19 protein-coding genes are annotated in these 21,402 nt (G+C 72.5%); 9 read left to right on the top strand and 10 right to left on the bottom strand.

Features of this window, described 5'->3' with window-relative positions; translation table 11 throughout:
- Positions 1 to 14: 14 nt before the first annotated feature.
- Complete coding sequence (locus JHW38_RS18390; RefSeq protein WP_207522761.1) at positions 15 to 656, bottom strand: TIGR00645 family protein; 642 nt, start codon at positions 654 to 656, stop codon at positions 15 to 17.
- A gap of 235 nt (positions 657 to 891) precedes the next feature.
- On the opposite strand from JHW38_RS18390, the gene JHW38_RS18385 reads away from it, so the two are divergent.
- The 4 genes from JHW38_RS18385 (at position 892) to JHW38_RS18370 (ending at position 6,453) form a co-directional block, all read left to right on the top strand.
- A complete protein-coding gene (locus tag JHW38_RS18385; protein ID WP_207522760.1) occupies positions 892 to 1,605 on the top strand; it encodes a glutathione binding-like protein in 714 nt (237 codons plus the stop codon).
- A gap of 146 nt (positions 1,606 to 1,751) precedes the next feature.
- Positions 1,752 to 3,968, top strand: coding sequence for a S9 family peptidase (locus tag JHW38_RS18380; RefSeq protein WP_207526425.1), 2,217 nt, complete (start codon positions 1,752 to 1,754; stop codon positions 3,966 to 3,968).
- Positions 3,969 to 4,011: 43 nt separating this feature from the next.
- Positions 4,012 to 4,479 (top strand): cytochrome c oxidase assembly factor Coa1 family protein, encoded by a 468-nt coding sequence (locus JHW38_RS18375; protein ID WP_207522759.1) that lies wholly within the window; start codon positions 4,012 to 4,014, stop codon positions 4,477 to 4,479.
- 168 nt (positions 4,480 to 4,647) lie between these two features.
- Complete coding sequence (locus JHW38_RS18370; protein WP_207522758.1) at positions 4,648 to 6,453, top strand: DUF885 domain-containing protein; 1,806 nt, start codon at positions 4,648 to 4,650, stop codon at positions 6,451 to 6,453.
- Between the two features lie 105 nt (positions 6,454 to 6,558).
- Here JHW38_RS18370 and JHW38_RS18365 read toward each other — a convergent pair whose 3' ends face one another.
- Positions 6,559 to 8,877, bottom strand: a complete 2,319-nt coding sequence (locus JHW38_RS18365) for a serine hydrolase domain-containing protein (RefSeq protein WP_207522757.1) — start codon at positions 8,875 to 8,877, stop codon at positions 6,559 to 6,561.
- 16 nt (positions 8,878 to 8,893) lie between these two features.
- On the opposite strand from JHW38_RS18365, the gene JHW38_RS18360 reads away from it, so the two are divergent.
- Together JHW38_RS18360 and JHW38_RS18355 are read left to right on the top strand one after the other, a co-directional pair.
- The gene (locus JHW38_RS18360; protein ID WP_207522756.1) at positions 8,894 to 9,742 is read left to right on the top strand and encodes a hypothetical protein; all 849 of its coding nucleotides are present in this window, start codon (positions 8,894 to 8,896) and stop codon (positions 9,740 to 9,742) included.
- Positions 9,743 to 10,246: 504 nt separating this feature from the next.
- The gene (locus tag JHW38_RS18355; protein WP_207522755.1) at positions 10,247 to 10,933 is read left to right on the top strand and encodes a helix-turn-helix domain-containing protein; all 687 of its coding nucleotides are present in this window, start codon (positions 10,247 to 10,249) and stop codon (positions 10,931 to 10,933) included.
- A 245-nt stretch (positions 10,934 to 11,178) separates the two neighbouring features.
- Here the strand turns inward: JHW38_RS18355 and JHW38_RS18350 are convergent, their stop codons facing one another.
- The gene (locus JHW38_RS18350; protein WP_207522754.1) at positions 11,179 to 11,862 is read right to left on the bottom strand and encodes a YdcF family protein; all 684 of its coding nucleotides are present in this window, start codon (positions 11,860 to 11,862) and stop codon (positions 11,179 to 11,181) included.
- A gap of 308 nt (positions 11,863 to 12,170) precedes the next feature.
- Between JHW38_RS18350 and JHW38_RS18345 the strand changes: the two genes are divergently transcribed.
- Genes JHW38_RS18345 through JHW38_RS18335 form a run of 3 tightly spaced genes read left to right on the top strand, consistent with a single transcriptional unit; the run spans position 12,171 to position 15,029 of the window.
- Entirely contained in the window at positions 12,171 to 13,370 is a 1,200-nt protein-coding gene (locus JHW38_RS18345; RefSeq protein WP_207526424.1) for a beta-ketoacyl-[acyl-carrier-protein] synthase family protein, read from the top strand.
- Positions 13,367 to 14,176 (top strand): beta-ketoacyl synthase chain length factor, encoded by an 810-nt coding sequence (locus JHW38_RS18340; RefSeq protein WP_207522753.1) that lies wholly within the window; start codon positions 13,367 to 13,369, stop codon positions 14,174 to 14,176. Before JHW38_RS18345 ends, JHW38_RS18340 begins: the two co-directional genes overlap by 4 nt.
- A gap of 31 nt (positions 14,177 to 14,207) precedes the next feature.
- Entirely contained in the window at positions 14,208 to 15,029 is an 822-nt protein-coding gene (locus tag JHW38_RS18335) for a glycosyltransferase family 2 protein (RefSeq protein WP_207526423.1), read from the top strand.
- A gap of 115 nt (positions 15,030 to 15,144) precedes the next feature.
- Here the strand turns inward: JHW38_RS18335 and JHW38_RS18330 are convergent, their stop codons facing one another.
- From JHW38_RS18330 to JHW38_RS18300, 7 genes are all read right to left on the bottom strand, one after another.
- Positions 15,145 to 15,621 carry a hypothetical protein gene (locus tag JHW38_RS18330; protein ID WP_207522752.1) on the bottom strand — a complete coding sequence of 159 codons (477 nt, stop codon included), beginning with the start codon at positions 15,619 to 15,621 and terminating at the stop codon, positions 15,145 to 15,147.
- A gap of 223 nt (positions 15,622 to 15,844) precedes the next feature.
- Positions 15,845 to 16,585, bottom strand: coding sequence for a 3-oxoacyl-ACP reductase FabG (gene fabG, locus JHW38_RS18325; RefSeq protein ID WP_207522751.1), 741 nt, complete (start codon positions 16,583 to 16,585; stop codon positions 15,845 to 15,847).
- A gap of 40 nt (positions 16,586 to 16,625) precedes the next feature.
- Positions 16,626 to 17,054, bottom strand: coding sequence for a phosphotransferase (locus JHW38_RS18320; protein ID WP_207526422.1), 429 nt, complete (start codon positions 17,052 to 17,054; stop codon positions 16,626 to 16,628).
- Positions 17,055 to 17,067: 13 nt separating this feature from the next.
- Entirely contained in the window at positions 17,068 to 19,425 is a 2,358-nt protein-coding gene (locus JHW38_RS18315; protein WP_207522750.1) for an MMPL family transporter, read from the bottom strand.
- Positions 19,425 to 20,135 (bottom strand): LolA-related protein, encoded by a 711-nt coding sequence (locus JHW38_RS18310; protein WP_278249823.1) that lies wholly within the window; start codon positions 20,133 to 20,135, stop codon positions 19,425 to 19,427. The genes JHW38_RS18315 and JHW38_RS18310 overlap by 1 nt, the downstream gene beginning before the upstream one ends.
- Positions 20,062 to 21,036, bottom strand: coding sequence for an acyltransferase (locus JHW38_RS18305; RefSeq protein WP_207522749.1), 975 nt, complete (start codon positions 21,034 to 21,036; stop codon positions 20,062 to 20,064). Before JHW38_RS18305 ends, JHW38_RS18310 begins: the two co-directional genes overlap by 74 nt.
- Complete coding sequence (locus JHW38_RS18300) at positions 21,033 to 21,341, bottom strand: beta-hydroxyacyl-ACP dehydratase (RefSeq protein ID WP_207522748.1); 309 nt, start codon at positions 21,339 to 21,341, stop codon at positions 21,033 to 21,035. Before JHW38_RS18300 ends, JHW38_RS18305 begins: the two co-directional genes overlap by 4 nt.
- Positions 21,342 to 21,402 lie beyond the last annotated feature (61 nt).

The following is a 21,402-nucleotide window of genomic DNA, read 5'->3' as shown; positions in this document are numbered from 1 at the left end:
GCAGCCGCGATCGGTCAGTGACCGCCCTTGGCCGCCGCCTTGCCCGAGCTCATCAGCTTGTCGGTCCAGGCGATGCCGACCGCCGAGACGATGAACAGGAAGTGGATCAGCGACTGCCACATCACGCCCTGCTGGGTCAGCTCGCTGCAGCGCATCGCCTTGTCGAGCGTGCCGTTGGCGGTCATCGCCGCAACCTGGCGCGCCATTTCATAGGCTTCCGGCGTGCCGCACAGCGGCAGGCCGAGGTTGCCGGCGCCGATGAAGGTCTTGAGCAGGTGGATCGAGGAGATGCCGATGATCGCCATCGCCAGCTTGACCTTGAGCACGCTGGCGTTGACGTGGCTCAGCCATTCCGGCTGGTCCGGATGGCCTTCCAGGCGCAGGCGCGAGACGAAGGTCTCGTAGCCGCCGACGATCACCATCACCAGCAGGTTGGAGATCATCACCACGTCGATCAGGCCGAGCACGATCAGCATGATGCTCTGCTCGGTCAGATTGGCCGCGTCGCTGACCAGGTGGATCAGTTCGCGCACGAACTGGAACACGTACACGCCCTGGGCCACGATCAGGCCCAGATACAGCGGCAGCTGCAGCCAGCGCGAGCTGAAGATCAGGGCCGGCAGGGGATTGAGTCGGTTGATCCTGGAGTCGGTCATGCGAAGTCGATTACGTTCTGGAAGGGAGTTGGCGCCGGCGAACGCGCGGCTCGCGCAACCCGGCGTCGGCCGCGTTGCGGGGCCACAGAGTAGCCGGGCCGCGTCTTCCTCGCCATCGCGATGGCCGTCGCATTCAGCTGCGATGCGCGGCGGCACGCGCCTTTCCATGGCCGCAACGCTGCCGCGCGCGGCCCCGCGCTTACACTGCCGGCTTTCTCAGCGGAGTCCGTCCCCCATGATCGACCTGCACTATTGGCCCACCCCGAACGGCCACAAGATCACTTTGTTCCTGGAAGAAGCGGCGCAGGCCGGGCGCAAGCTCGACTACCGGATCGCGCCGGTCGACATCGGCGCCGGGGACCAGTTCAAGCCCGAATTCCTGGCCATTTCGCCGAACAACCGGATGCCGGCGATCGTCGACCATGCGCCCGCGGACGGCGGCGCGGCGCTGAGCGTGTTCGAATCCGGCGCGATCTTGCAGTATCTGGCGGAAAAGACCGGCCTGTTCGCCCCCGCCGACCTGCGCGGCCGGGTCGAAACGAACGAATGGTTGTTCTGGCAGGTCGGCGGCTACGGGCCGATGCTGGGCCAGAACCACCACTTCAACCGTTACGCGCCGGAGAAGGTGCCCTACGCCATCGACCGCTATCAGCGCGAAACCGAACGGCTGTACGGCGTGCTCGACAAGCGCCTGGCCGGGCGCGAGTTCGTCGCCGGGCAGGCGCTGAGCATCGCCGATTTCGCCAGCCATCCGTGGGCGCGCGAGCACGACTGGCACCACGTCGACCTGGCCCGCTATCCCAACGTGCAGCGCTGGTATGAAGCCCTGGCCGGGCGCCCGGCCTTCCAGCGGGCCTACGAAATGGGCAAGGTATACCGCGCCGACAAGGCCATGACCGAGGAGATGCGCAAGCACCTGTTCGGCACCCCGGCCGCGCAGCCGCAGTAGTTCCTGCGGTACAACGTCAGGCGCAGCACCGCCGCACGCCCGTCGCACTCTCGCCGTTCCGCCGCCGGCCCAGGCCGGCGGCGCCCGTCACGGAAGCTTCCGCCCGCATGAACAACGCCCGCCTTCTCGCCGCCTGCCTGATCGCCATGTCGCTGACCGCCGCCACGCCCGCCCTCGCCGCCCCGCCCGCCGCCGCGCCGGCCGACGGCCGCCTGACCCTGGAAGCGCTGACCGGCGACGCGCCGCTGTCGGGGCCGAGCCTGCTCAAGCCCAAGGTCGCGCCGGACGGCAGCCGGGTGAGCTTCCTGCGCGGCAAGGAGCGCGACCGCAACCGCCTTGACCTGTGGGCCTACGACATCGCCAGCGGCAAGACCGCGCGGCTGGTCGACGCCGACGACGTGCTGCCGGGCGCGGAAACGCTCAGCGATGCGGAGAAGGCGCGGCGCGAACGCCAGCGCATCGCCGCGCTGTCGGGCATCGTCGATTACCAGTGGTCGCCCGACGGCAAGCGCCTGCTGTTCCCGCTCGGCGGCGAGCTGTATCTCTACGACCTGGGCAAGACCGGCAAGGCCGCGGTGCGCCGGCTGACCCACGGCGAAGGCTTCGCCACCGATCCCAAGCTCTCGCCGCTCGGCGGTTACGTGAGCTTCGTGCGCGACCGCAACCTGTGGGTGATCGACCTCGCCGACGGCAAGGCGACCCAGCTGACGAAGGACGGCAGCGCCACCATCGGCAACGGCGTCGCCGAATTCGTCGCCGACGAGGAAATGGACCGCCACACCGGCTATTGGTGGGCGCCCGACGATACCGCCATCGCCTTCGCCCGCATCGACGAAACCCCGGTGCCGGTGCAGAAGCGCTACGAGGTCTATCCCGACCGCACCGACGTGGTCGAGCAGCGCTATCCCGCCGCCGGCGACCGCAACGTGCTGGTGCGGCTGCTGGTCGCGCCGGTCGGCCGCGCCGGCGCGCCGCGCGAGATCGACCTGGGCAAGGAACAGGACATCTATCTGGCCCGGGTCGACTGGCGCGACGCCCAGCGCCTGACCTTCCAGCGCCAGTCGCGCGACCAGCACAAGCTCGAACTGATCGAGGCGAACCTCGCCGACGGCAAGCAGCGCGTATTGCAGACCGAAACCAGCAAGACCTGGGTGCCGCTGCACAACGACCTGCGCTTCCTCGACGACGGCCGCATCCTGTGGAGCAGCGAACGCAGCGGCTTCGAGCATCTGTACCTGCTGTCGGAAGACGGCGCCAAGGCCACCGCGCTGACCTCGGGCGACTGGCCGGTCGACGGCGTGCTCGCGGTCGACGAAGCCGCGGGCCAGGTCTATTTCGGCGCCGGCAAGGACAGCCCGACCGATGCGCAGATCTACCGCGTGCCGCTGGCCGGCGGCGCGATCGAGCGCCTGTCCAAGAGCGACGGCATGCACGCCGCCAGCTTCGCCAAGAACGCCAGCGTCTATGTCGACAGCTGGTCGAATCCGAATACGCCGCCGCAGCTGGAGCTGTACCGCAACGACGGCAGCCGCATCGCCGCGCTGATCGCCAACGACCTGAGCGACCCCAAGCATCCCTACGCGCCGTACCTGAAAGCGCAGCGGCCGCTGGAGTTCGGCACGCTGACCGCCGCCGACGGCAACAGCACGATGCACTACAGCCTGATCAAGCCGGCCGGCTTCGACCCGGCCAAGCGCTATCCGGTGGTGGTCTACGTCTACGGCGGCCCGGCCGCGCAGTCGGTCAAGCGGACCTGGGCGCCGGACTTCAACCAGTACCTGGCCCAGCACGGCTACGTGGTGTTCTCGCTCGACAACCGCGGCACGCCGCGCCGTGGCGCGGCGTTCACCGGCGCGCTGTACGGCAGGCAGGGCACGGTGGAAGTCGCCGATCAGCTCGAAGGGGTGAAGTGGCTGAAGTCGCAGCCGTGGGTCGACGGGTCGAAGATCGGCGTCTACGGCTGGTCCAACGGCGGCTACATGACCTTGATGATGCTGGCCAAGGCCAGCGACCAGTACGCCTGCGGCGCCGCCGGCGCGCCGGTCACCGACTGGGGCCTGTACGACAGCCACTACACCGAACGCTACATGGGCCTGCCGAAGAACAATCCCGCCGGCTACCGCGAGGGCCGCGTGCTGCAGCACCTGGACGGGCTCACCTCGCGCCTGCTGCTGATCCACGGCATGGCCGACGACAACGTGCTGTTCACCAACTCCACTGTGCTGATGAGCGCGTTGCAGCAGCGCGGCCAGCCGTTCGAGCTGATGACCTATCCGGGCGCCAAGCACGGCCTGCGCGGGCGCGACAACCTGCACCGGCTGCGCCTGACCGAGGATTTCTTCGAACGCTGCCTCAAGCGCTGAGCGCGCGGGGCCGCATCGAACCTGCGACAAGGACTTCGACCCGATGAACGCCGAATACCGCAAGCCGTGGGTGCACCGGCACTGGCTGTTGATGCTGGTGCTGAGTTTCCTGGTGATGATCGTGCTGTCGCTGGCGATCGGCGCCGGCGCGATCTACATGATGATGAACGCGATGAAGGACACCGCGCCGTATCGCGAGGCGATGGCGCGGGTGCGCGCCGACGAACGCATGGTCCAGGCGCTGGGCAAGCCGATCGGCACGCGCTGGATCCCGGTGGGCGTGGTCGAGCAGCGCGAGCAAGGCACCGCCGCGTTCGTGGTGTTCCTGCAAGGCCCGCGCGGCACCGGCACGGTCAATGTCGAAGGCGTGTACGCCGACGGCGTGTGGCATTACCGGCGCCTGCAAGGCGAAGCCGACGGGCCGCCGCGCGAACGCTACGATTTGCGCGGCGAGTCGGACCACGCGGTCACCGCGGACTACCCGGATCGTGCGGATGGCTCCGGACACTGATCGTCGCGGTCGCCGACGACGATAGGCCGAACCTGCGGCCGTGCTCGATCCGCGCATGACCTTCGGCGCTTGGCCGCCGGCGGCGCCCGGCCGATGCTGGCGGGTCGCCGCAGCCGCGGCCACGCACAGCCGATTTTTCTTCGCGTTCTCACGACAAGGGTCGCCGCCATGAAACCGCTCGTTCTCGCTATCGCCCTGGCGCTGTGCGCGCCCGCCCTCGCCGCCGCGCCCGCGGCGGCGCCCGCCGCAGCCAAGTCCGCGGCCGCCAAGCCGGCGCCGGCCTGGGTCAAGCAAAGCAACGACTACACCACGATCCTGATCAAGGCCCAGGCCGATTTCGCGCCGGAGGGCTTCTCGTTCTTCGGCATCCCCGGCTACGACGACAAGGTCACCGACCTGCGCCCGGGCGTGAACGAGCGCTACCGCGCGGCGCTGGCCAAGGCGCGCGCGCAGCTGCAGGAGAAGCTCGAACTCGAGCGCGACGCCAACGTCCGCCAGGACCTGGAGATCCTGCTCGGCGCGATCGACCAGAGCGTGCAGGGCAGCGAACTCAACGAGAAACTGATGCTGCCGTGGTTCGACGCGCCGCAGACGGTGTTCTCCGGCTTGAACGCGTTGCTGACCGACCAGATCGATCCCAAGCGCCGAGCCAAGGCGCTGAGCCGCCTGCAGGCCTACGTCGGCCAGGCGCCGGGCAGCGAGCCGCTGACCGTGCTGGCGCGCCAGCGCTACGAGGAGCGGTTGAGCAACCCGGCGCTGCTGCCGCCGAGCAAGCTCGAAGTCGAGCAGGCGCTGGCCAACGTCGACACCTACGTCGCCGGCATCCGCAAACTGTTCGTCAAGTACCAGGTCGCCGGCGCCGAACCCGCGCTCAAGGCGATGGAGACCCAGCTGCGCGACTACGGCAAGTGGACGCGCGAGCAGGTGCTGCCGAAGGCGCGCACCGACGCGCGCCTGCCCGAGGAGCTGTACGCGTTCCAGCTCAAGCAGTTCGGCATCGACGTGGAGCCGCAGACGCTGATCCGCCGCGCCCAGGTCGAGTTCATGGAAACCCGCGCGGCGATGCGTCAGCTGGCGCCGCTGGTGGCGCAGGCCAAGGGCCTGAAGGTCGCCGACCCGCACGACTACGTGGCGGTGATCGAGGCGCTCAAGCGCGACACCATTCCCAACGACCAGCTCGAAGGCCGTTACCGCAAGGTCATCGATGCGATCGACCCGATCATCCGCAAGGAGAAGATCGTCGACGTGCCGCAGCGGCCGATGGTGATGCGCCTGGGCAGCGAGGCCGAATCGGCGGCGCAGCCGGCGCCGCACTTCCTGCCGGCGCAGCTGGTCGGCAACACCGGCCAGCAGGGCCAGTTCGTGCTGCCGGTGGCGGTGCCCAGCCCCGACGGCAAGGCGTTGAAGTACGACGATTTCAACTACGAATCGGCGGCGTGGACGCTGTCGGCGCACGAGGGCCGGCCGGGCCACGAATTGCAGTTCACCGCGATGGTCGAGCGCGGCGTGTCGCTGGCGCGCTCGATGTTCGCGTTCAACTCGGTCAACGTCGAAGGCTGGGCCCTGTACGCCGAGGCCGAGATGGTGCCGTACGAACCGCTGGACGGGCAGCTGATCGCCCTGCAGTTCCGCCTGCTGCGCGCGGCGCGCGCGATCCTCGACCCGATGCTCAACCTCGGCCTGACCGACCGCGCCAGCGCGGGCAAGGTGCTGCGCGAACAGGTCGGCTTCTCCGAAGCGATGACCAAGCAGGAGCTGGACCGCTACATGTTCAACATGCCGGGCCAGGCCGGCAGCTATTTCTACGGCTACAGCCGGATCCTGGAACTGCGCATGGGCACCGAGCTGGCGCTCGGCGACCGCTTCGATCGCCAGGGGTTCAACAACTTCCTGCTCGATCAGGGGTTGTTGCCGCCGTCGCTGTTGGCCAAGGCGGTGCAGGAAGATTACGTGCCCAAGCGCAAAGGCCGCTGATCGCCGGCGCGCCGGACGTCGGAAGCGAAAAAGCCGCGGCGGATGCCGCGGCTTTTTCGTTTGAGGTCGGGCGCAAACGCCTGCATCCGCCCACGCGAGCAAGGATCAGTACACCAGCGACCACTGCAAGGTGTGCAACGCCAGCACGAACCAAACCACCGCCACGCACGCCGCAGCGATCGCCACCGCACACACCCGCCGCCAACGATGCAACGGCGGCTTCCACGTCGCCCGCGCATTGAGCACGGCCACCACCGCCACCGCGACGCTCAGCAGTCCCAGCAACTGCGCGATCCGCAACGCCGCATCGAGCTGCCCGTCGAGCAAGGTCGCCGACGCATCGACCCGACCCAGAATCCAAACCCACAACGCCAGCAACAGCAGATTCGCGATCAAGCCGAAGAACGTCAGCAAGCGCAGATCGCGCTCGCGCCCGTCCAGCTTCAGGCGCCGCTGCGTGTGCCGGCGCACCAGCGCCGCGACCGGCCACAACGCCAGCGCCAGCACGTGCACCGCCGTCGCCGCATACAGCAAGGGCAGCATCCAGCCGGCCGAACGCCACAGCGGCACCGGTTGCAGCCACGACGCCGGCGACGCGTCGTCGCTGGCGATCGCCACGATCCGGCCGTCCACGCGCTTGGCCGCCAGGCGGCTGTCGCCGTCGAGTTCCTGCCACAGGTACGGCTCGATCTCGCGCCAGCGCTTGACCCGCCCGTCGCGCGTGCGCAGCGTCGACACCGACACGGTGTCGTCGTCGTTCAGCGTCACCGCGGCGCTGCCGAGCAGGCGCGCGATGGCGAGGAAATTGCTCGCCGACTGGCGGCTGCTCTCGTAACGGCCGACCAATTGCTTGCCGTGCAGGCGCGCGGTCAGGCGCGTCGCCGGCGGCGTGCCGCGCTCGGGGTAGTAACGCTTGAGCAAGCCGTCGACGAGGTCCCGGTGCAAGCCGCGCCCGGCCGCGGCGGGGCCGTCGACCGAGACGAACACGCCCAGATTCTTGTCCGGCAGCAGGGTCAGATCGCTCTGGAACGCCTCGGTGGCGCCGCCGTGGCCGAGCGCGACCAGGCCGTGCTTGTCGCTGCGCATGAAGCCCAGCGTCATCGAATCCAGCCCCGCCACCGGCGTCGACGCCGCGCGCTGCATCGCCTGCGCGGTGTAGGGCTTGAGGATTTCGACGCCGCGGTAACGGCCCTGGTCGAGCTGGGCGATCATGAAGTGGGCCATGTCGCGCCCGGTCGTCGACAACGCGCCGGCCGGGGCCGGATTGACCAGTTCGAAACCGATCGGCTGCGCGCCGGCATGCGCGTAGCTCTGCGCCATGTCGCCGGCCAGGCCCTTCGGCAGCGGCTGGCGGAAGGTCGAGCGGCGCATGTCCAGCGGCATCAGCACGTGCTGTTCGATGTAGTCGTTGAACGGCTGCCGGGCGGCGCGCTCGACGATGTAGCCGGCCAGGGCCACGCCGTAGTTCGAATACGCCGGCACCTGGCCCGGCGGATAGATGCGCTCGGGCTGCACGGTTTCCAGATACGCGCGCAACGGCCGCAGGCGCGAGGGGTCGGCGGCGAACAGGTGCTTGCTGGATTCCTCGAAACCGGCGCTGTGGGTCATCAGCTGGCGCAGGGTGATGCCCTGGCCGTGGTAGTCGCGGATGCGGAAGTCGAGGTAATCGTTGACGTTGGCGTCGAGGTCGAGCTTGCCCTGCTCGACCAGCTGCATCACCGCGGTCCAGGTGAACAGCTTGGAGATCGAGCCCGGGCGGATCACCGTGCGCGCGGCGTCCATCGGCCGGCCCTTGGCGCGGTCGGCGTAGCCGTAGCCCTTGGCCAGCAGGATCTGGCCGTCCTTGACCACCACCACCACCGCGCCGGCGAGGCCACCGCGGGCGAGCGCGCTGGGCACCAGGCCGTCGGCGTAGGCCTCCACGTCGACCGACACCAGCGCCGGCGCGGGCGCGGGGCCGGGGCTGGCTTCGAGCAGGATCGCCTCGCCGCCGCCTTCGTTGCCCGCTGCGGGCAACGCCAGCGGCGCCACCGCGACCGGCGCCGGCGGCGGCAGGGCGATCGGCTTGGCCGCGGGCGGCGGGGGCGGCAGCGCGGCGGGCGGCGGCGGGGGCGGCGCGGCGAGCGGCGGCGGCGTCGGCTTCGGGACAGGCGGCGCGACCGGCTTCGGAGCCGGCGGCGCGACCGGGCTGGGCGCCGGCGGCGCAACCGGCTTGGCGACGGCCTTCGGCGTCGGCGCCGGCAGCGGCCGCAGCGGGATCGCCTGCGAGTCGTCGCCGATGCCGCCGTCCGACAGCGGCGAGGTCTGGCGCACCACCCCGCCCGACAGCGGCGCGACATAGGGCGCCGAACCGGGCGCGCGCGCCGGCACCGGCGTATCCAGCACGATCCGCGACGGGCGCGGCTCGGCGGCGGCCGCGCGCACCGCCGCGGACGGCTCGGTGCGCGCCGGGACAGGGCGCGCGGTCGGGACCGGCGACGTGTTGGCCGGGCGATGGCCCACGACGGGCGACTGCGCGGCGGCGGACGCCGGCGCTGCCGGACGCGCGGTCGTGGCGGCGGGCGGCGTGGCGGTACGCGGCGCGGGCGGCGCGACGACGCCGGAAGCGGACGGCGCGGCGGTCGGCGCGGCGGCGCGCGTGGCGGCTGACGTGGCGGCCGGCGGCGTTGCCCGAGGAGCGGACGGCGCCGTCACCGGCGCAGCGGCGCGCGGCGCGGCCTGCGTGGACGCCGGCGGCACGGCGCGCGGAACGGAAGGCGAAACCGCCGGCGCGTTGGCGCGGGAGGCCGGCGACGGTGACGTGGACGCGGCCGGCCGGTCATTGGCCGCGGGTTTCTGCGCCGCGGCGTTGGCTGCGGGCGCCGGCGTCGATGCAGGCGCCGCAGCGGCGGGGCGAGGCGCGCCGGCCGCGGAGGTGTCGCTGCGCGCCGGCGCTTCGGTGCGCGCCGGCGCGGGCGCGTGCGGACGCGATGCCGCGGGCGCGGGCGATACCGGCGCGGGCGTCGGCGCAGCGCGGCGACTCTCGGCCGGCACGGCCGGCGCCGGCGTGGATGCCGCGGGACGCGATTCGGCCGCACGCGGCGGCGGCGCGGCGGCGGGCTTGCTCGCCGGCGCAGGCGCTGGCGCGGCCGCCGGCAACGCGGTGTTTGCGGTAGTCGCAGCCGGCGTCGGCGCGACCGGGCGCGGTGGCGGCGGGTTCGGCGCCGCCGGCGTCAACGGCACCGCCGTGGTCGTGGCCGGAAACGCGGCCGCGCCGTTCGCGCGCGGTTGCGCCGGTGCGGCGGGCTGAGTCGACGTCGGAGCCGGAGTCGGAGCCCGCGGCGCCGACGCAGCGGGCGCGGCCGCAGACCCCGCCGGCGCCTGCAACGGCACCGCCGTCGGCGCGGCGGGAAACGCCGCGGCCGGCGCCTCGTCCTGCTTCGGCGGCGGCGACGCGGCCGGCGTCTGCGCCGCCACGCCCCAGGCCATCGCCAGCCACAACCCGACCGGCGCCGCCATGCGCCCCGTCCGCCCCCAGACCTTACGACTCATCCCTAAACCCCCTTTCGCCCGGGCGCCGCCCCGGGAAACTCCATGCTCGGCGCCGCCCGCAGGTCGCGCGGCCGGCGGCAGCCCGGCAGTGTACTGCCCGCCGGCGGCGCATCGGCGACGGCCGCGCGCGCGGCGCGGCCCGCGACCGTCGTTTTCATGATCGGAAACTCGATTTCACAATACGAATAATCGCTTGCCGTTGCGGCTTGGCAAGCCTCCGGCGCGGGTCCTAGAGTCGCGTGTGTCCCTATCGGCCTTTTCCATGCCCGCCAAGCGCAGCAAGACCGTCACCGTCGCCGCGCCCGCCGCCGCCGCCCACAACCCGGGCGTGGCCTTGCGCGCGCTGCGCCGCCAGCGCGGCTGGACCCTGGCCGAAATCGGCGCCCGCACCGGCCTGCCGATTTCCACTTTGTCGAAGATCGAAAACGGCAAGATGTCGCTGAGCTTCGACAAGCTGACCCGCATCGCCCAAGGGCTGGAAGTCGACATCGGCGAACTGTTCTCGAGCCAGCCGCCGGCCGGCAACGACGCCTTCGGCGGCCGCCGCAGCATCACCCGCGCCGGCGAGGGCTACGCGATCCGCACCGAGCACTACGATCATCTGTATCCGGCCTCGGAACTGCTCAACAAGCGTCTGGTGCCGATCATCGTCGAGCTGCACGCGCGCAGCCTGGACGAGTTCGGCGAACTGATCCGCCACACCGGCGAGGAGTTCGCGCTGGTGCTGGAAGGCGCGATCGAACTGCACACCGAGCTGTACGCGCCGGCGCGCCTGGAAGCCGGCGATTCGATCTATTTCGACAGCACCATGGGCCACGCCTACCTCGCCGCCGCGCCGGGCCCGTGCCGGGTGCTGGCGGTGTGCTCGGGCGGCGAAGCGCATCTGCGCGAGGCGATGGCGCGCCAGGACGCCGCGCGCGGCGCGCGCGGTCGCCGCGAGGACGGCTGAGGCCCCGCGCCTGCCACAAAACTTCGCGCAAAACACAGCGCGGCCGCGCCCGCGACGGCAAGGTCGGCTGATCGCAGTCACACAAGCGGCTGGCAGCGATCACGGGGCCGAGTTTTCGCCAGCGGAAAATTTTTACCGGACCGGGGCCTCGTTTGCCGCGGCCGGCGCGGCGCGGCCGGGTTGCGACGCGCGGTCGCGCCGGCTCGTCTGCGGCCGCGGCTGAGCCGCGCCGAAGCCGGCGCGCCTCAGCGCAACCGCGCCAGCAGGCGCTGGCTGCCGATCAGCCGCGCCCAGCGCGCGCCGACGTCGCTGAGGCAGACGTACGCCGCTTCGCCGGCCAGGCGCAGCAGCATGCGCGGCCCCAGGCGCAGGCGCGGTTCGGCCGCGCACAGTTCGAAGTCGTAGCCGAGCTCGCGCGCGAACCAGGCGCAGCGGGCCAGGTGGTAACGGCTGCTGAGCAGGGTCACCCGCGCGCGCATGCCCTCGCCGAGCAGCTCGCGCGCGTTGCGCAGGTTCTCCAGGGTGTCGCGCGAGTGCGCTTCCAGCCGGATCGGCGCGTCGGCGGCGATGCCGCGCGCGAGCAGGCCGCGCCGCGCCAGCTCGGCTTCGCTGGGTTGGTCGGCAGCGCCGCCGCCGAGCAGCACCACGCTGCGCGGCGGACGCTCCGACCACAGCGACACCGCGCGGTCCAGGCGCGCTTCGAAATCGTGGTCGATGCGGCCGCCGGGCGCGTGCTTGCCGAACAGCAGCACGCATTCGCCGCGCTCGGGCCGGCACGGCGCGCGCCGCGCCACCCGCAACACGTGGACGAAGTAGCCCAGATAGACCACGCCGGCGCTGAGCGTGCACGCGGCCGCGGCGACCGCCGCGACATGCAGCAGGTCGCGGTCGCCGAACAATGCGATGCGGTGGGAAGCGCGAGTGGTCACTGGGTCGCGTCGCAGCGGTGTCGAATCGGGTTTTCGGGTGTCTGTGGGGCGGGCTGAATCGTTAATGCCGCAGGCGTGACCGCGATCGCGCGAGCGGTCGCCCGATCCGGCCCGATCGATGCCGCGTCGCGACGGCGAACGCCGCCGCACCACAGCGTCTGGCCCGCGGCGCGCCATGATACGCGCCGCGGGGCCCGCGCCGGCGTGCGCTGCGATTCGCGAATAGGCCGGCTTCATGTGCCCCATAGCTATACTGCGCGTGCCTTTATCTGGGATCAGCCCACTCAGTGCCGTCCACCGCCACTCCGATGCCGCCCCTGGCGATCCGCGCCTACACCGCCAGCACGGCCTTGGGCCACGGCCTGAGCGCGCAAGCGGCGGCCCTGCGCGAGCGTCGCAGCGGCCTGCGCCGCAACGACTTCGCTGCGCTCGCCGCGGATCAGGCGCCGCTGGATTGCTGGATCGGTCGGGTCGACGGCATCGAAAACTCGCCGCTGCCGGCGGCGCTGGCCGAATGGGAATGCCGCAACAACCGCCTGGCCTGGCTGAGCCTGAACCAGGACGGCGTGCCCGCGGCGATCGCCGCTGCGGTCGCGCGCTACGGCGCCGACCGCATCGCGGTGATCGTCGGCACCTCGACTTCGAGCATCGGCGCCACCGAGGCGGCCTACGCGCGCCTGCACGGCGAACCGCCGCGCTTTCCCGACGACCTCGCCCGCCCGACGCTGCACACCCCGCATTCGCCCGGCGCCTTCGTCGCCGCCGCGACCGGCTTGCGCGGCCCCTGCGTCACCGTCGCCACCGCCTGTTCGTCCAGCGCCAAGGTGTTCGCCCAGGCCGCGCGCCTGATCGCCGCGGGACTGGCCGACGCGGCCCTGGTCGGCGGCGTCGATACGCTGTGCGGCAGCGTGCTGTTCGGCTTCAACTCGCTGCAACTGGTGTCGCCGGATCCATGCCGGCCGTTCGACGCGCAGCGCACCGGCCTGTCGCTCGGCGAGGCCGGCGGCTTCGCCCTGCTGGAGCGCTGCGACGCCGATGCGGGCGGCCTGTTGCTGCGCGGCTACGGCGAATCCAGCGACGCCCACCACATGTCCACGCCGCACCCGCAGGGGCTCGGCGCGCGGCTGGCGATGGCCGACGCGCTCGCGCGCGCCGGCGTCGACGCCGCGGCGATCGGCTACCTCAACCTGCACGGCACCGCCACGCCGGCCAACGACGAAGTCGAAGCGCTGGCGGTCGCGGCCTTGTTCCCGCCGCAGCTGCACGCGTCCTCGACCAAGGGCTGGACCGGCCACACCCTCGGCGCGGCCGGCATCGTCGAGTCGGCGTTCGCTTTGCTGGCGCTGGACAGCGGCGAGTTGCCCGGCACCCTCAACAGCCGCGAGCCCGATCCGGGCAACGGCCCGCAGATCCGTTTCGACAACGCGCGCGCGCCGATCCGCTACGCCATGAACAATTCCTTCGGCTTCGGCGGCAACAACTGCTCGCTGGTGTTCGCGCGCGCATGAACGACGCCGCCCGTCCCGCCACCGCCCTGACCGCCGCGGTCGAAGGCATCGGCTATTGGAGCCGCGGCCTGCCCGACTGGAACGCGGCGCGCGCGTACGCGCTCGGCGCCGACGCCGCCGACGCCGCGCCCGCGCGGCCGTCGCCGCAGCTGCTGCCGGCCAACGAACGCCGGCGCGCGCCGGAAACCGTCGCGGTCGCGCTGGAAGTGGCCGCGGCCGCATGCGCCGCGGCCGCGCGCGACCCGGCGGCGCTGTCGTCGGTGTTCGTGTCCAGCCACGGCGACATGGCGATCACCGACTACATGTGCGCGACCCTGGCCAGCGACCCGCGCGCGATTTCGCCGACCCGCTTCCACAACTCGGTGCACAACGCCGCCGCCGGCTACTGGACCATCGGCGTCGGCGCGATGCGCCCGGCCACCGCGCTCAGCGCGCTGCAGGCCGGTTTCGCCCAGGGCCTGATCGAAGCGCTGGCGCAACTGGCCGCCGGCGAGGACGCGGTGCTGCTGGCCGGCTACGACGGCGCCGGCTACGGCCCGCTCGGCGCGATCGCGCCGAGCGAGGGCTTGCTCGGCGCGGCGCTGGTGCTCGGCCGCGCGCCGCGCGCGGGCGCGCCGGCGCTGCACGCCTGGCTCGGCCCGGCGCCCGCCGCGGCGGCCGCGCCCGGCCGCCTGCACGCGCGCGACCACGGCAACGCCAGCGCGCCGATGCTGCCGCTGTTCGACGCGCTGGCGGCCGGCGACGCGCGCCTTGCGCTGCCGGCCGGCGGCGGCCGTTGCCTGTGGCTGGAACTGACCGATGACTGAGGCGACGGCGCCGCAGCCGGAACGCGCGCCGCTGGAACGCGTGCGCCTGCATCGCGACAACGTCGCGGTGGTGATTCCGGCGCTCAACGAAGCGCTGCGCATCCGCGAGGTGGTGTCCGGCGCGCTGGCGCAATGCGCGCTGGTGATCGTGGTCGACGACGGTTCCGACGACGGCACCGCGCAGCGCATCGCCGATCTGCCGGCGGTGCTGCTGCGCCACCCGCAACGCCGCGGCAAGGGCGCCAGCCTGCGCGACGGTTTCGCCGAAGCGCTGCGCCGCGGCGCCGCCGCGGTGGTGACGATGGACGGCGACGGCCAGCACGCGGCCGAGGACATCCCGCGCCTGATCGACAGCGGCAACCGCCATCCCGGCCATATCGTGATCGGCGCGCGCCTGCGCAAGCGCGCGGCGCAACCGACCTACCGCCGCCTGGCCAACGATTTCGGCGACTGGGGCGTGGCCTGGGGCACCGGCTACCAGGTCGCCGACAGCCAGAGCGGGCAGCGCCTGTACCCGGCCGAAGTCGTTGCGATGGAACAAGTGCCGGGCGAGGATTTCGTGTTCGAAGCGCAGATCCTGATGTCGGCCGCGCAGCGGCTGGGCACCCGCTGCGTGTCGGTGCCGATCGAATCGCGCTACAACGCCGACGGCGAACAGGCCTACCGCGCCAGCCACTTCAAACCGCTGCGCGATTTCAGCCGGATCACCTCGCACATCGTGCTGCACTGCCTGCGCCGCGGCCGGGTGGCGCAGGTGTACCGCAGCATCCGCGCGCATCCGCCGCTGATCGACGATCCCAGCGGCGAGTTCGCCGCGGTGCCGGCACCCAAGGCGCCGGTGGGTTCGAGCTGAAGCCGGACGGATCGTCGCCGCGGCGATCGGCCAGGAACGTGGCGGGCCTGAAGACCCTCGAGAGAGCCCGAAGGCTCCCCCGCATGAACCGCGAGCCTTCTTGTCCGAGCGGCGCTCAGCGCGCGGGCGGCGGCGGCGCCTGCGGGCCCGGGTCGCTCATCGGCGGCGGATTGAGCACGTAGATCGCGACGCCGCGCGCGAACTTCTGCCGCGGGCTGATGCTGATGCCGACCCCACCGCCGCTGAAGTGGCGGCCGCCGCCGTAACTGCCGCCGCCCGCGCCGACGCTGACGCCGGTGCCGCCGGCGCCGTCGTCGCTGCCCTGGAACAGCACGCCGTTGGCGCCGAGCTTGGCCGCCTCGCCGCGCAGCTTGTTGATGACCGAGTTCATCTTGTTCTGCTCGCCGTAGGTGAAGGCGCCGCTGTTGCTCTGCAACAGGGCGATCTCCTCGTAGCGGCTCGGCGGCGGCGCGAAGTACACGCGCACCTGTTCGAGCGGAACCGGCGGGCGCGGCTGGCCGGTGATGACGTGGGAACTGGCGCAGGCGCTCAAGCCCAGCACCAGCGCGGCCAACAGGAAAAGTCTGCGCATGACGGCGATTCCGACGACGGACGTTGGCCCCATGCTACGACGTCGCGGCGGCCGCCGCGGTGAAGCGCGCCCCGGTGCGGCCGGCCGCGTTCATCGGCGGTCCGCGCGGGCCGACCGGCGGCGCCGCGTCCGCCGCGTCCCGCCGCCGGGCCGCTGCGCGAAGATCGCCGTGTCGCGGAGCGACCGCGACCGACGCCGGGCCGTCGCGGCCCGCGCGCCGCGCTCAGCCCATGCCGCCGTTGATGCCGATCACCTGCCCGTTGATGTAGCCGGCCTCGTCCGAGCACAGGAACCCGACCAGGGCCGCGACCTCGTCGGCGCGCCCCGCGCGCGCCGCCGGCACCATCTGCTTGATCGCCTCCGGCGGAAACGCCTGCTCCGCCATCCGCCCTTCGATGACTCCGGGCGCGACCACGTTGACGGTGATGCCGCGGCTGGCCATCTCGCGCGCCAGCGACCGCGACGCGCCGTGCAAGGCGGCCTTGGCGGCGGCGTAGTTGGTCTGGCCGCGGTTGCCGAGCACCGCCGCCACCGACGACACGCTGACGATGCGGCCGAAGCGGGTGCGCGCCATCGGCAGCAGCAACGGCTGGGTGACATGGAAGAAGCCGTGCAGCGACACGTCGATGACCCGCTTCCACTGCGCCTGGCTCATGCCCGCCATCGGCGCGTCGTCGTGGATGCCGGCGTTGTTGACCACGCACTGGATCGGCCCGGCCTCGAGCAACCCCTCGATCGCCGCGCGCGCGGCCTCGCCGTCGGCGACATCGAAGGCCACCGCCTCGGCCGCGCCGCCGGCCTCGCGGATGCGCGCGGCCACCGCCTCGGCGCGGTCCAGGCCGCTGTTGGCGTGCACGATCGTGCGCCAGCCCTGCGCGGCCAGACGCAGGCAGACCGCACCGCCGAGATCGCCGCTGCCGCCGGTCACCAAGGCCCGCCGCGCGGGTTTTTCCGTTGCACTCATCTCTGTCTGTCCTCCGCGCCCGAACGATGTCCGTCGCCGCTCAGCTTCGCGCCATGACCGCCGCCCGCCCGCTCGCGAGCGGTTCGCCGGCGTGCAGGATTTCGAACTCGTACTGCCAGCTGTCCTCGCCCGCCATCAGCTTGCGCGCGCGCCCTTCCAGCGCGCCGGGCAAGTCGTCGATGCGCAGCGCGCGCAGCTCCACCCCGCGCAGCGCCACCAGCACGCCCGCGCGGGCGCGGCCGCCGTGCGCGCGCGCCAGCAGGCCGCCGTGCACCGCCATCAGCTGGGCGCCGTACTCGCACAGATGCACCGCATGCAGGCGCGCGCCCGCGCGCAGCGGATGGGCCGGATCGCGATGGCCGTCGCTGCGCGCGACCAGGCCGTCGTCGTCCCACTCGATCACCGACTCCCACAAGCACATCAGGCCCTGATGCGGGATCAGCGCGGCGATGTCTGCGCGGCTGCGCAGCGGCGCGGGGTCCTCAAGCTTGCGCATCGGCGCCCGCTCCTTCTGCGACTTGCATCGCCGCCGGCTCGCGCACGATCAACAGCGCCAGCACGAAATTGAACACCACGCCGAGCGCGACGGTGGCGCCGATCGCGCGCAGCACCGGAATCGAGGACAAGGCCAGCAATGCGAACACCATGAACGTGGTCAGGCTACAGACGATGACCGCGTGCAGGGTGCGCAGCTGTTCGGCGCGGTCGTCGCCGGCGTGGTCGAAGAACAGCGCGTAGTCCAGGCCCAGCCCGGCGGCGAGGATCAGCGAGACCAAGTGGAACAGGTTGAGCTCGATGCCGAAGCCGCGCAGCGCGGCCAGGATCAGCAAGGTACTCAGCGCCATCGGCGCCAGCACCCGCAGCACCCGCCGCGGCGAACGCAGCGCCACCCACACCGCCGCGGCCAGCAGCACGCCGGCCAGCGCCAGCGCCATCAGCACGCGGCCGCGGTACTCGGCGACCAACGACTCCGACGCCTGCTTCAAGTCGAGCAACTGCCCGCCGTGCCGGCGCACCGCCGCCGCGACCGCTGCCGGATCGTGCAATCCCGACAACGCCACCAGCGCGGTCGCGCGGCCCGGGCGTTCGCGCAGCAGGCCTTCGATGCTGCTCGCCAGCGCGGTGCCGGCCAGATCGCGCGGGCGCAGCGGCGGCGCATGGCGCGCGGCCTCGACGTCGCGCAGGAAGTCGGCGAAGGCGTCTTCGCGGAACGGCGTCGCCGCGACCGCCTGCGCGAGCGCCGCGCGCAGCGTCGAGGCTTCGGGCAGACGCCGCTGGCGTTCGAGCTGGGTGCGCGCGCTCGGCAGGTAGCGCGCGGCGAGGTCGTAGCCGGCGATCGCGCCGCTCTGGCGCAGCGCCGGCAGTTCTTTGAGCAAGCCTTCGGAGGCTTGCAGCGCGGCTTCGGCGTCGCCCGCCTCGATCGCGGCCACGTAGCGCACGTCGGGCGCGCCGAGTTCGTCGCGCAGTTGCGCGTCGCGGGCCAGGGCGTCTTCCGGCACCGGCGTGAGCTTGGCCAGATCGTTCTGCCAGAACGGCCCCGGCACGAACAACACCACCGCCAGGGCCAGCGCGGCCAGCAGCGACACGCTGGCCACGCCGAGCCGCGGCCAGCGCGCCAGCGCGGTCCACACCCGCGCCAGACGCTTCGACTCGGCCACGTCGCGCGGCGCCGGATCGATCAGCGCCGGCAGCACGAAGCGGGTGGTCAGCGCCGCGGTGGCGAGGCCGACGATGGTGAACACCGCCAGCTGTTGCAGGCCGTCGACGCCGGAGACGAAGAAGGTCAGGTACGCGATGCAGGTCGAGGCCACGCCGGTGCCCAGCGTCGGCCACAGGCTGCGCGCGCTGGCCCACGGCGACAGCCCCGGGCGCTGGTGGCTGTAGAGATGGATCGGATAGTCCTGGACCACGCCGATCAGGGTGAAGCCGAACGCGACGGTGATGCCGTGCACGCCCTCGAACAGGCCCGCGACCGCGCCGAGGCCGGCCAGGCCCGCGGTCGCCAGCGGCAGGCCGCCGATCAGCGGCGCTTTCCAGCTGCGGTAGGCGATCCACAGCAGGGCGACGAACAGCAGGCTGTCGATGGTGCCGATCAGGCTCGCTTCGCGCTGGGTGCGGCCGCCGATCTCCAGCGAGAACGCGCCCGGCCCGCTGACGGTGAGCCGCGCCGGGCTGGCGCCGCGCGCCTGCGCGAACGCGGCGCGGATCGCGGCGATGGCGCGCTCCTGGCCGGTCGGGTCGAACCCGGCGCTGCGGGTTTCCACCGCCAGCAGCGCCTGCTTGCCGGCGCGGTCGAACCACACCCCGTCGAGCGTCTGCGGCGTCAGCCCGGGCTGCCAGGCTTCGGCCAGGCGCAGCATTTCTAGGGTCGGGTCGCTCGGCAGCAGCGGCTCGATCAGTTCGCCCGCGGGCGAGCCGAGATCCTGCACCCGGCTTTGCAGCTGATCGCTCAGGTAATCGGCGTCCAGATGCTGTTCGTCGAGCGTCGGCGACAGCAGGTAGCGGTACGGGCGCAGCCGCTCGGGCACCGCTTCCAGGCCGAGGCCGGCGCCGTTGGCGACCAGCTTGAACGCCGGCTGCGGCGCCAGCGCCGCGCGCAGCGCCTGCGACTGCGCGGCCAGCGTCGCCGGCGCGTCGCCTTCGATCGCCAGCAACAACAGGCGCGAACCCGGGCCTTCGCCGAGTTCGTCGATCAGCAGCTTCTGCGCCGGCGTGCGCGCGTTGGGCATGAAGCGGCGCAGGTCGCCGCTGAGTTGCAGGTGCGCGCCGATCGCCCAGCCGGCGACGGCGAGGACGCCGAGCCACAACAGCGCGAACGCCAGACGGCGGGCCGGCGTCATCAGCGCGCCGGGCCGTGGCTGCGGCACAGCGCGGCCAGCTGGCTGGCGTCGGCGACGCCGGCGGCGGCGCGCGCGGCGCTGGCGAGCAGGGTGCGTTGCTGCTCGCTGCCGCGCGCCGGCCGGGTTTCGATGCAGCGCAGTTCCTCGTCGCGGCCGAGCAGCACGATCTCGCGCACGCGCGCGGCGACCTGCGCGTCCTTAGGCGTCATCGCGATGCTCCACTGCCGGCGCGTGCCTTGCGCGGCCAGGGTGTAGTGGCGCTCGAGTTCGGCGCGGTCGCCGCCGAGCAGGGCGCCGAAACTGGCCTGCAAGGCCACCAGTTCCGGCGCGCGCGACAGCGAGAAGCGCCGCGGCGGCTTGCCGGCGCGGACGATGCTGACCTCGCCCTGGCCCGGCTTGGCGCCGGTGCGGATGGTGGTGGTTTCCGCGTACGGCTCGCGCACCTCGCGCACCAGGGTGTCGGCGTCGGGCCGGCGGTACTCGCCGGACACGCGCAGCGGCGCCTTGAGCAAGGCCGAGCCGCGCACTTCGACGAAGTCGGTGCGCGCCGGCAGCGGCTGGGCCAGGCGCGGCAGGATCCAGGCCGGGTCGGCCGGCTGCGCGCCGGCGTCGGCGGCAGCGGGTGCGGCGGCCTGCTCAGCCGGCGCGGCGAGCGGCCACGTCGCCGCCAGCAGCAGCGCCAGCGTCGTCGGACGGAACATAGGAAGCATCATCGGCCTGCCAGAAATCGTAGAAGTTGAACCAGTTGTACGGCGCGCTGCGCGCGTGGTGCTGCAGGCGCTCGGCGTAGCGCTGGACCAGCGCGGCCAGCCGCGCCGGACGTTCGCGCCGTTCGATCTCGAGCGCGTCGGCGAACGGTTCGAACACCAGCTCGTAGCGCGCGCCGCCCTGGTACAGGCCGAAGGCCAGCGCCACCGGCAGTTTCAGCGCGGCGGCGATCAGCCACGGCGCGGTCGGGAACGCGGCGGCGGCGCCGAAGAACGTCGCCGGCGTCGACGCCTCGCCGGGGCCGGCGCGGTCGACCAGCATCGCCACGACCGCGCCTTCCTCGGCGGCCTGCTTGATCTGCAGGACGATGCTGGTGCCGTCCTGGCCGGCGTCGATGACGTTGGCGGCGATGCGCGGGTCGAGTGCGTCGAGCATGCGCATCAGCGCGGCGTTGTGGCCGCGGTCGAGCACGACCTTGACCTGCAGCTGCGGCCGCCGCCGCGCCAGCACCCGCAGCGCTTCGAAGCTGCCCAGGTGCGAGCCGAACAGCAGCAGGCCCTGGCCGCGGTCGAGCAAGCGTTCCAGCGATTCCAGGCCGCGGATGCGCACGTCGAAGCGGTCCATGCCGCGGCTGAGCATGAACACCCGGTCGAGGATGGTCGCGGCGAAGGTGTGCAGGTGGCGGGCCACGTCGATCAGCCGCGGCTCGCGGCCGAGCGCGCGCGCCAGGTAGGCGCGCGAGGCGCGCCGCTCGGGCCCGCGCGCGAGCAGGTAGAACGCGACGATCGGGTACAGCGCCAGCCGCGCCAGCGCGCGGCCGCCGTAGTTGGCGATGAAGAAGATGACCCGGTAGGCGCGCGGCCCGGCGCCTTCAGGGCGGTCTTTCCAGTGGCCGTCGCTCACGCGCGCGGATCCTCGCGGCCGGCGCCGTCGGCGACGATCTCGCCGCTGGCGAGCAGGTCGTCGCCGCGGCGCACGCGGAAGCGCCAACGCGACGGCCCCGCTTCGTCGAGTTCGATCTGCGCGGTTTCGCCCGGCAGCAGCGGCTGCAGGAACTTCGCCTGCGGCAGCCGCAGCCCGGCCAGTTCGCCGTGCTGCGCCTGCAGCGCGTCCAGCACCCGTTCCAGCAGCACCACGCCGGGCACCAGCGGCCGGCCGGGGAAATGGCCCGGCAGGCAGGGATGATCGGCGGGGACGACGAAGTTCATGGGACGGTGCGCGGCGAGAGCGAAACGGAGACGAGGTCGAAGAATAGAACAGGCGCGCATG

Origin of the sequence: Lysobacter enzymogenes (assembly GCF_017355525.1) — a bacterium.
GTDB classification, from domain to species: Bacteria; Pseudomonadota; Gammaproteobacteria; order Xanthomonadales; family Xanthomonadaceae; genus Lysobacter; species Lysobacter enzymogenes_C.
Note: the sequence above shows the minus strand (reverse complement) of the source record. Positions and strands in the feature narration are given on the sequence as shown.

Coding starts and splice junctions, on each gene's coding strand:
- JHW38_RS18390 (WP_207522761.1), bottom strand. CDS start 656: ATGACCGACTCCAGGATCAACCGACTCAATCCCCTGCCGGCCCTGATC.
- JHW38_RS18310 (WP_278249823.1), bottom strand. CDS start 20,135: ATGCTTCCTATGTTCCGTCCGACGACGCTGGCGCTGCTGCTGGCGGCG.
- JHW38_RS18380 (WP_207526425.1), top strand. CDS start 1,752: ATGTCGCTGACCGCCGCCACGCCCGCCCTCGCCGCCCCGCCCGCCGCC.
- JHW38_RS18370 (WP_207522758.1), top strand. CDS start 4,648: ATGAAACCGCTCGTTCTCGCTATCGCCCTGGCGCTGTGCGCGCCCGCC.
- JHW38_RS18385 (WP_207522760.1), top strand. CDS start 892: ATGATCGACCTGCACTATTGGCCCACCCCGAACGGCCACAAGATCACT.
- JHW38_RS18330 (WP_207522752.1), bottom strand. CDS start 15,621: ATGCGCAGACTTTTCCTGTTGGCCGCGCTGGTGCTGGGCTTGAGCGCC.
- JHW38_RS18300 (WP_207522748.1), bottom strand. CDS start 21,341: ATGAACTTCGTCGTCCCCGCCGATCATCCCTGCCTGCCGGGCCATTTC.
- JHW38_RS18340 (WP_207522753.1), top strand. CDS start 13,367: ATGAACGACGCCGCCCGTCCCGCCACCGCCCTGACCGCCGCGGTCGAA.
- JHW38_RS18315 (WP_207522750.1), bottom strand. CDS start 19,425: ATGACGCCGGCCCGCCGTCTGGCGTTCGCGCTGTTGTGGCTCGGCGTC.
- JHW38_RS18355 (WP_207522755.1), top strand. CDS start 10,247: ATGCCCGCCAAGCGCAGCAAGACCGTCACCGTCGCCGCGCCCGCCGCC.
- JHW38_RS18345 (WP_207526424.1), top strand. CDS start 12,171: ATGCCGCCCCTGGCGATCCGCGCCTACACCGCCAGCACGGCCTTGGGC.
- fabG (WP_207522751.1), bottom strand. CDS start 16,585: ATGAGTGCAACGGAAAAACCCGCGCGGCGGGCCTTGGTGACCGGCGGC.
- JHW38_RS18375 (WP_207522759.1), top strand. CDS start 4,012: ATGAACGCCGAATACCGCAAGCCGTGGGTGCACCGGCACTGGCTGTTG.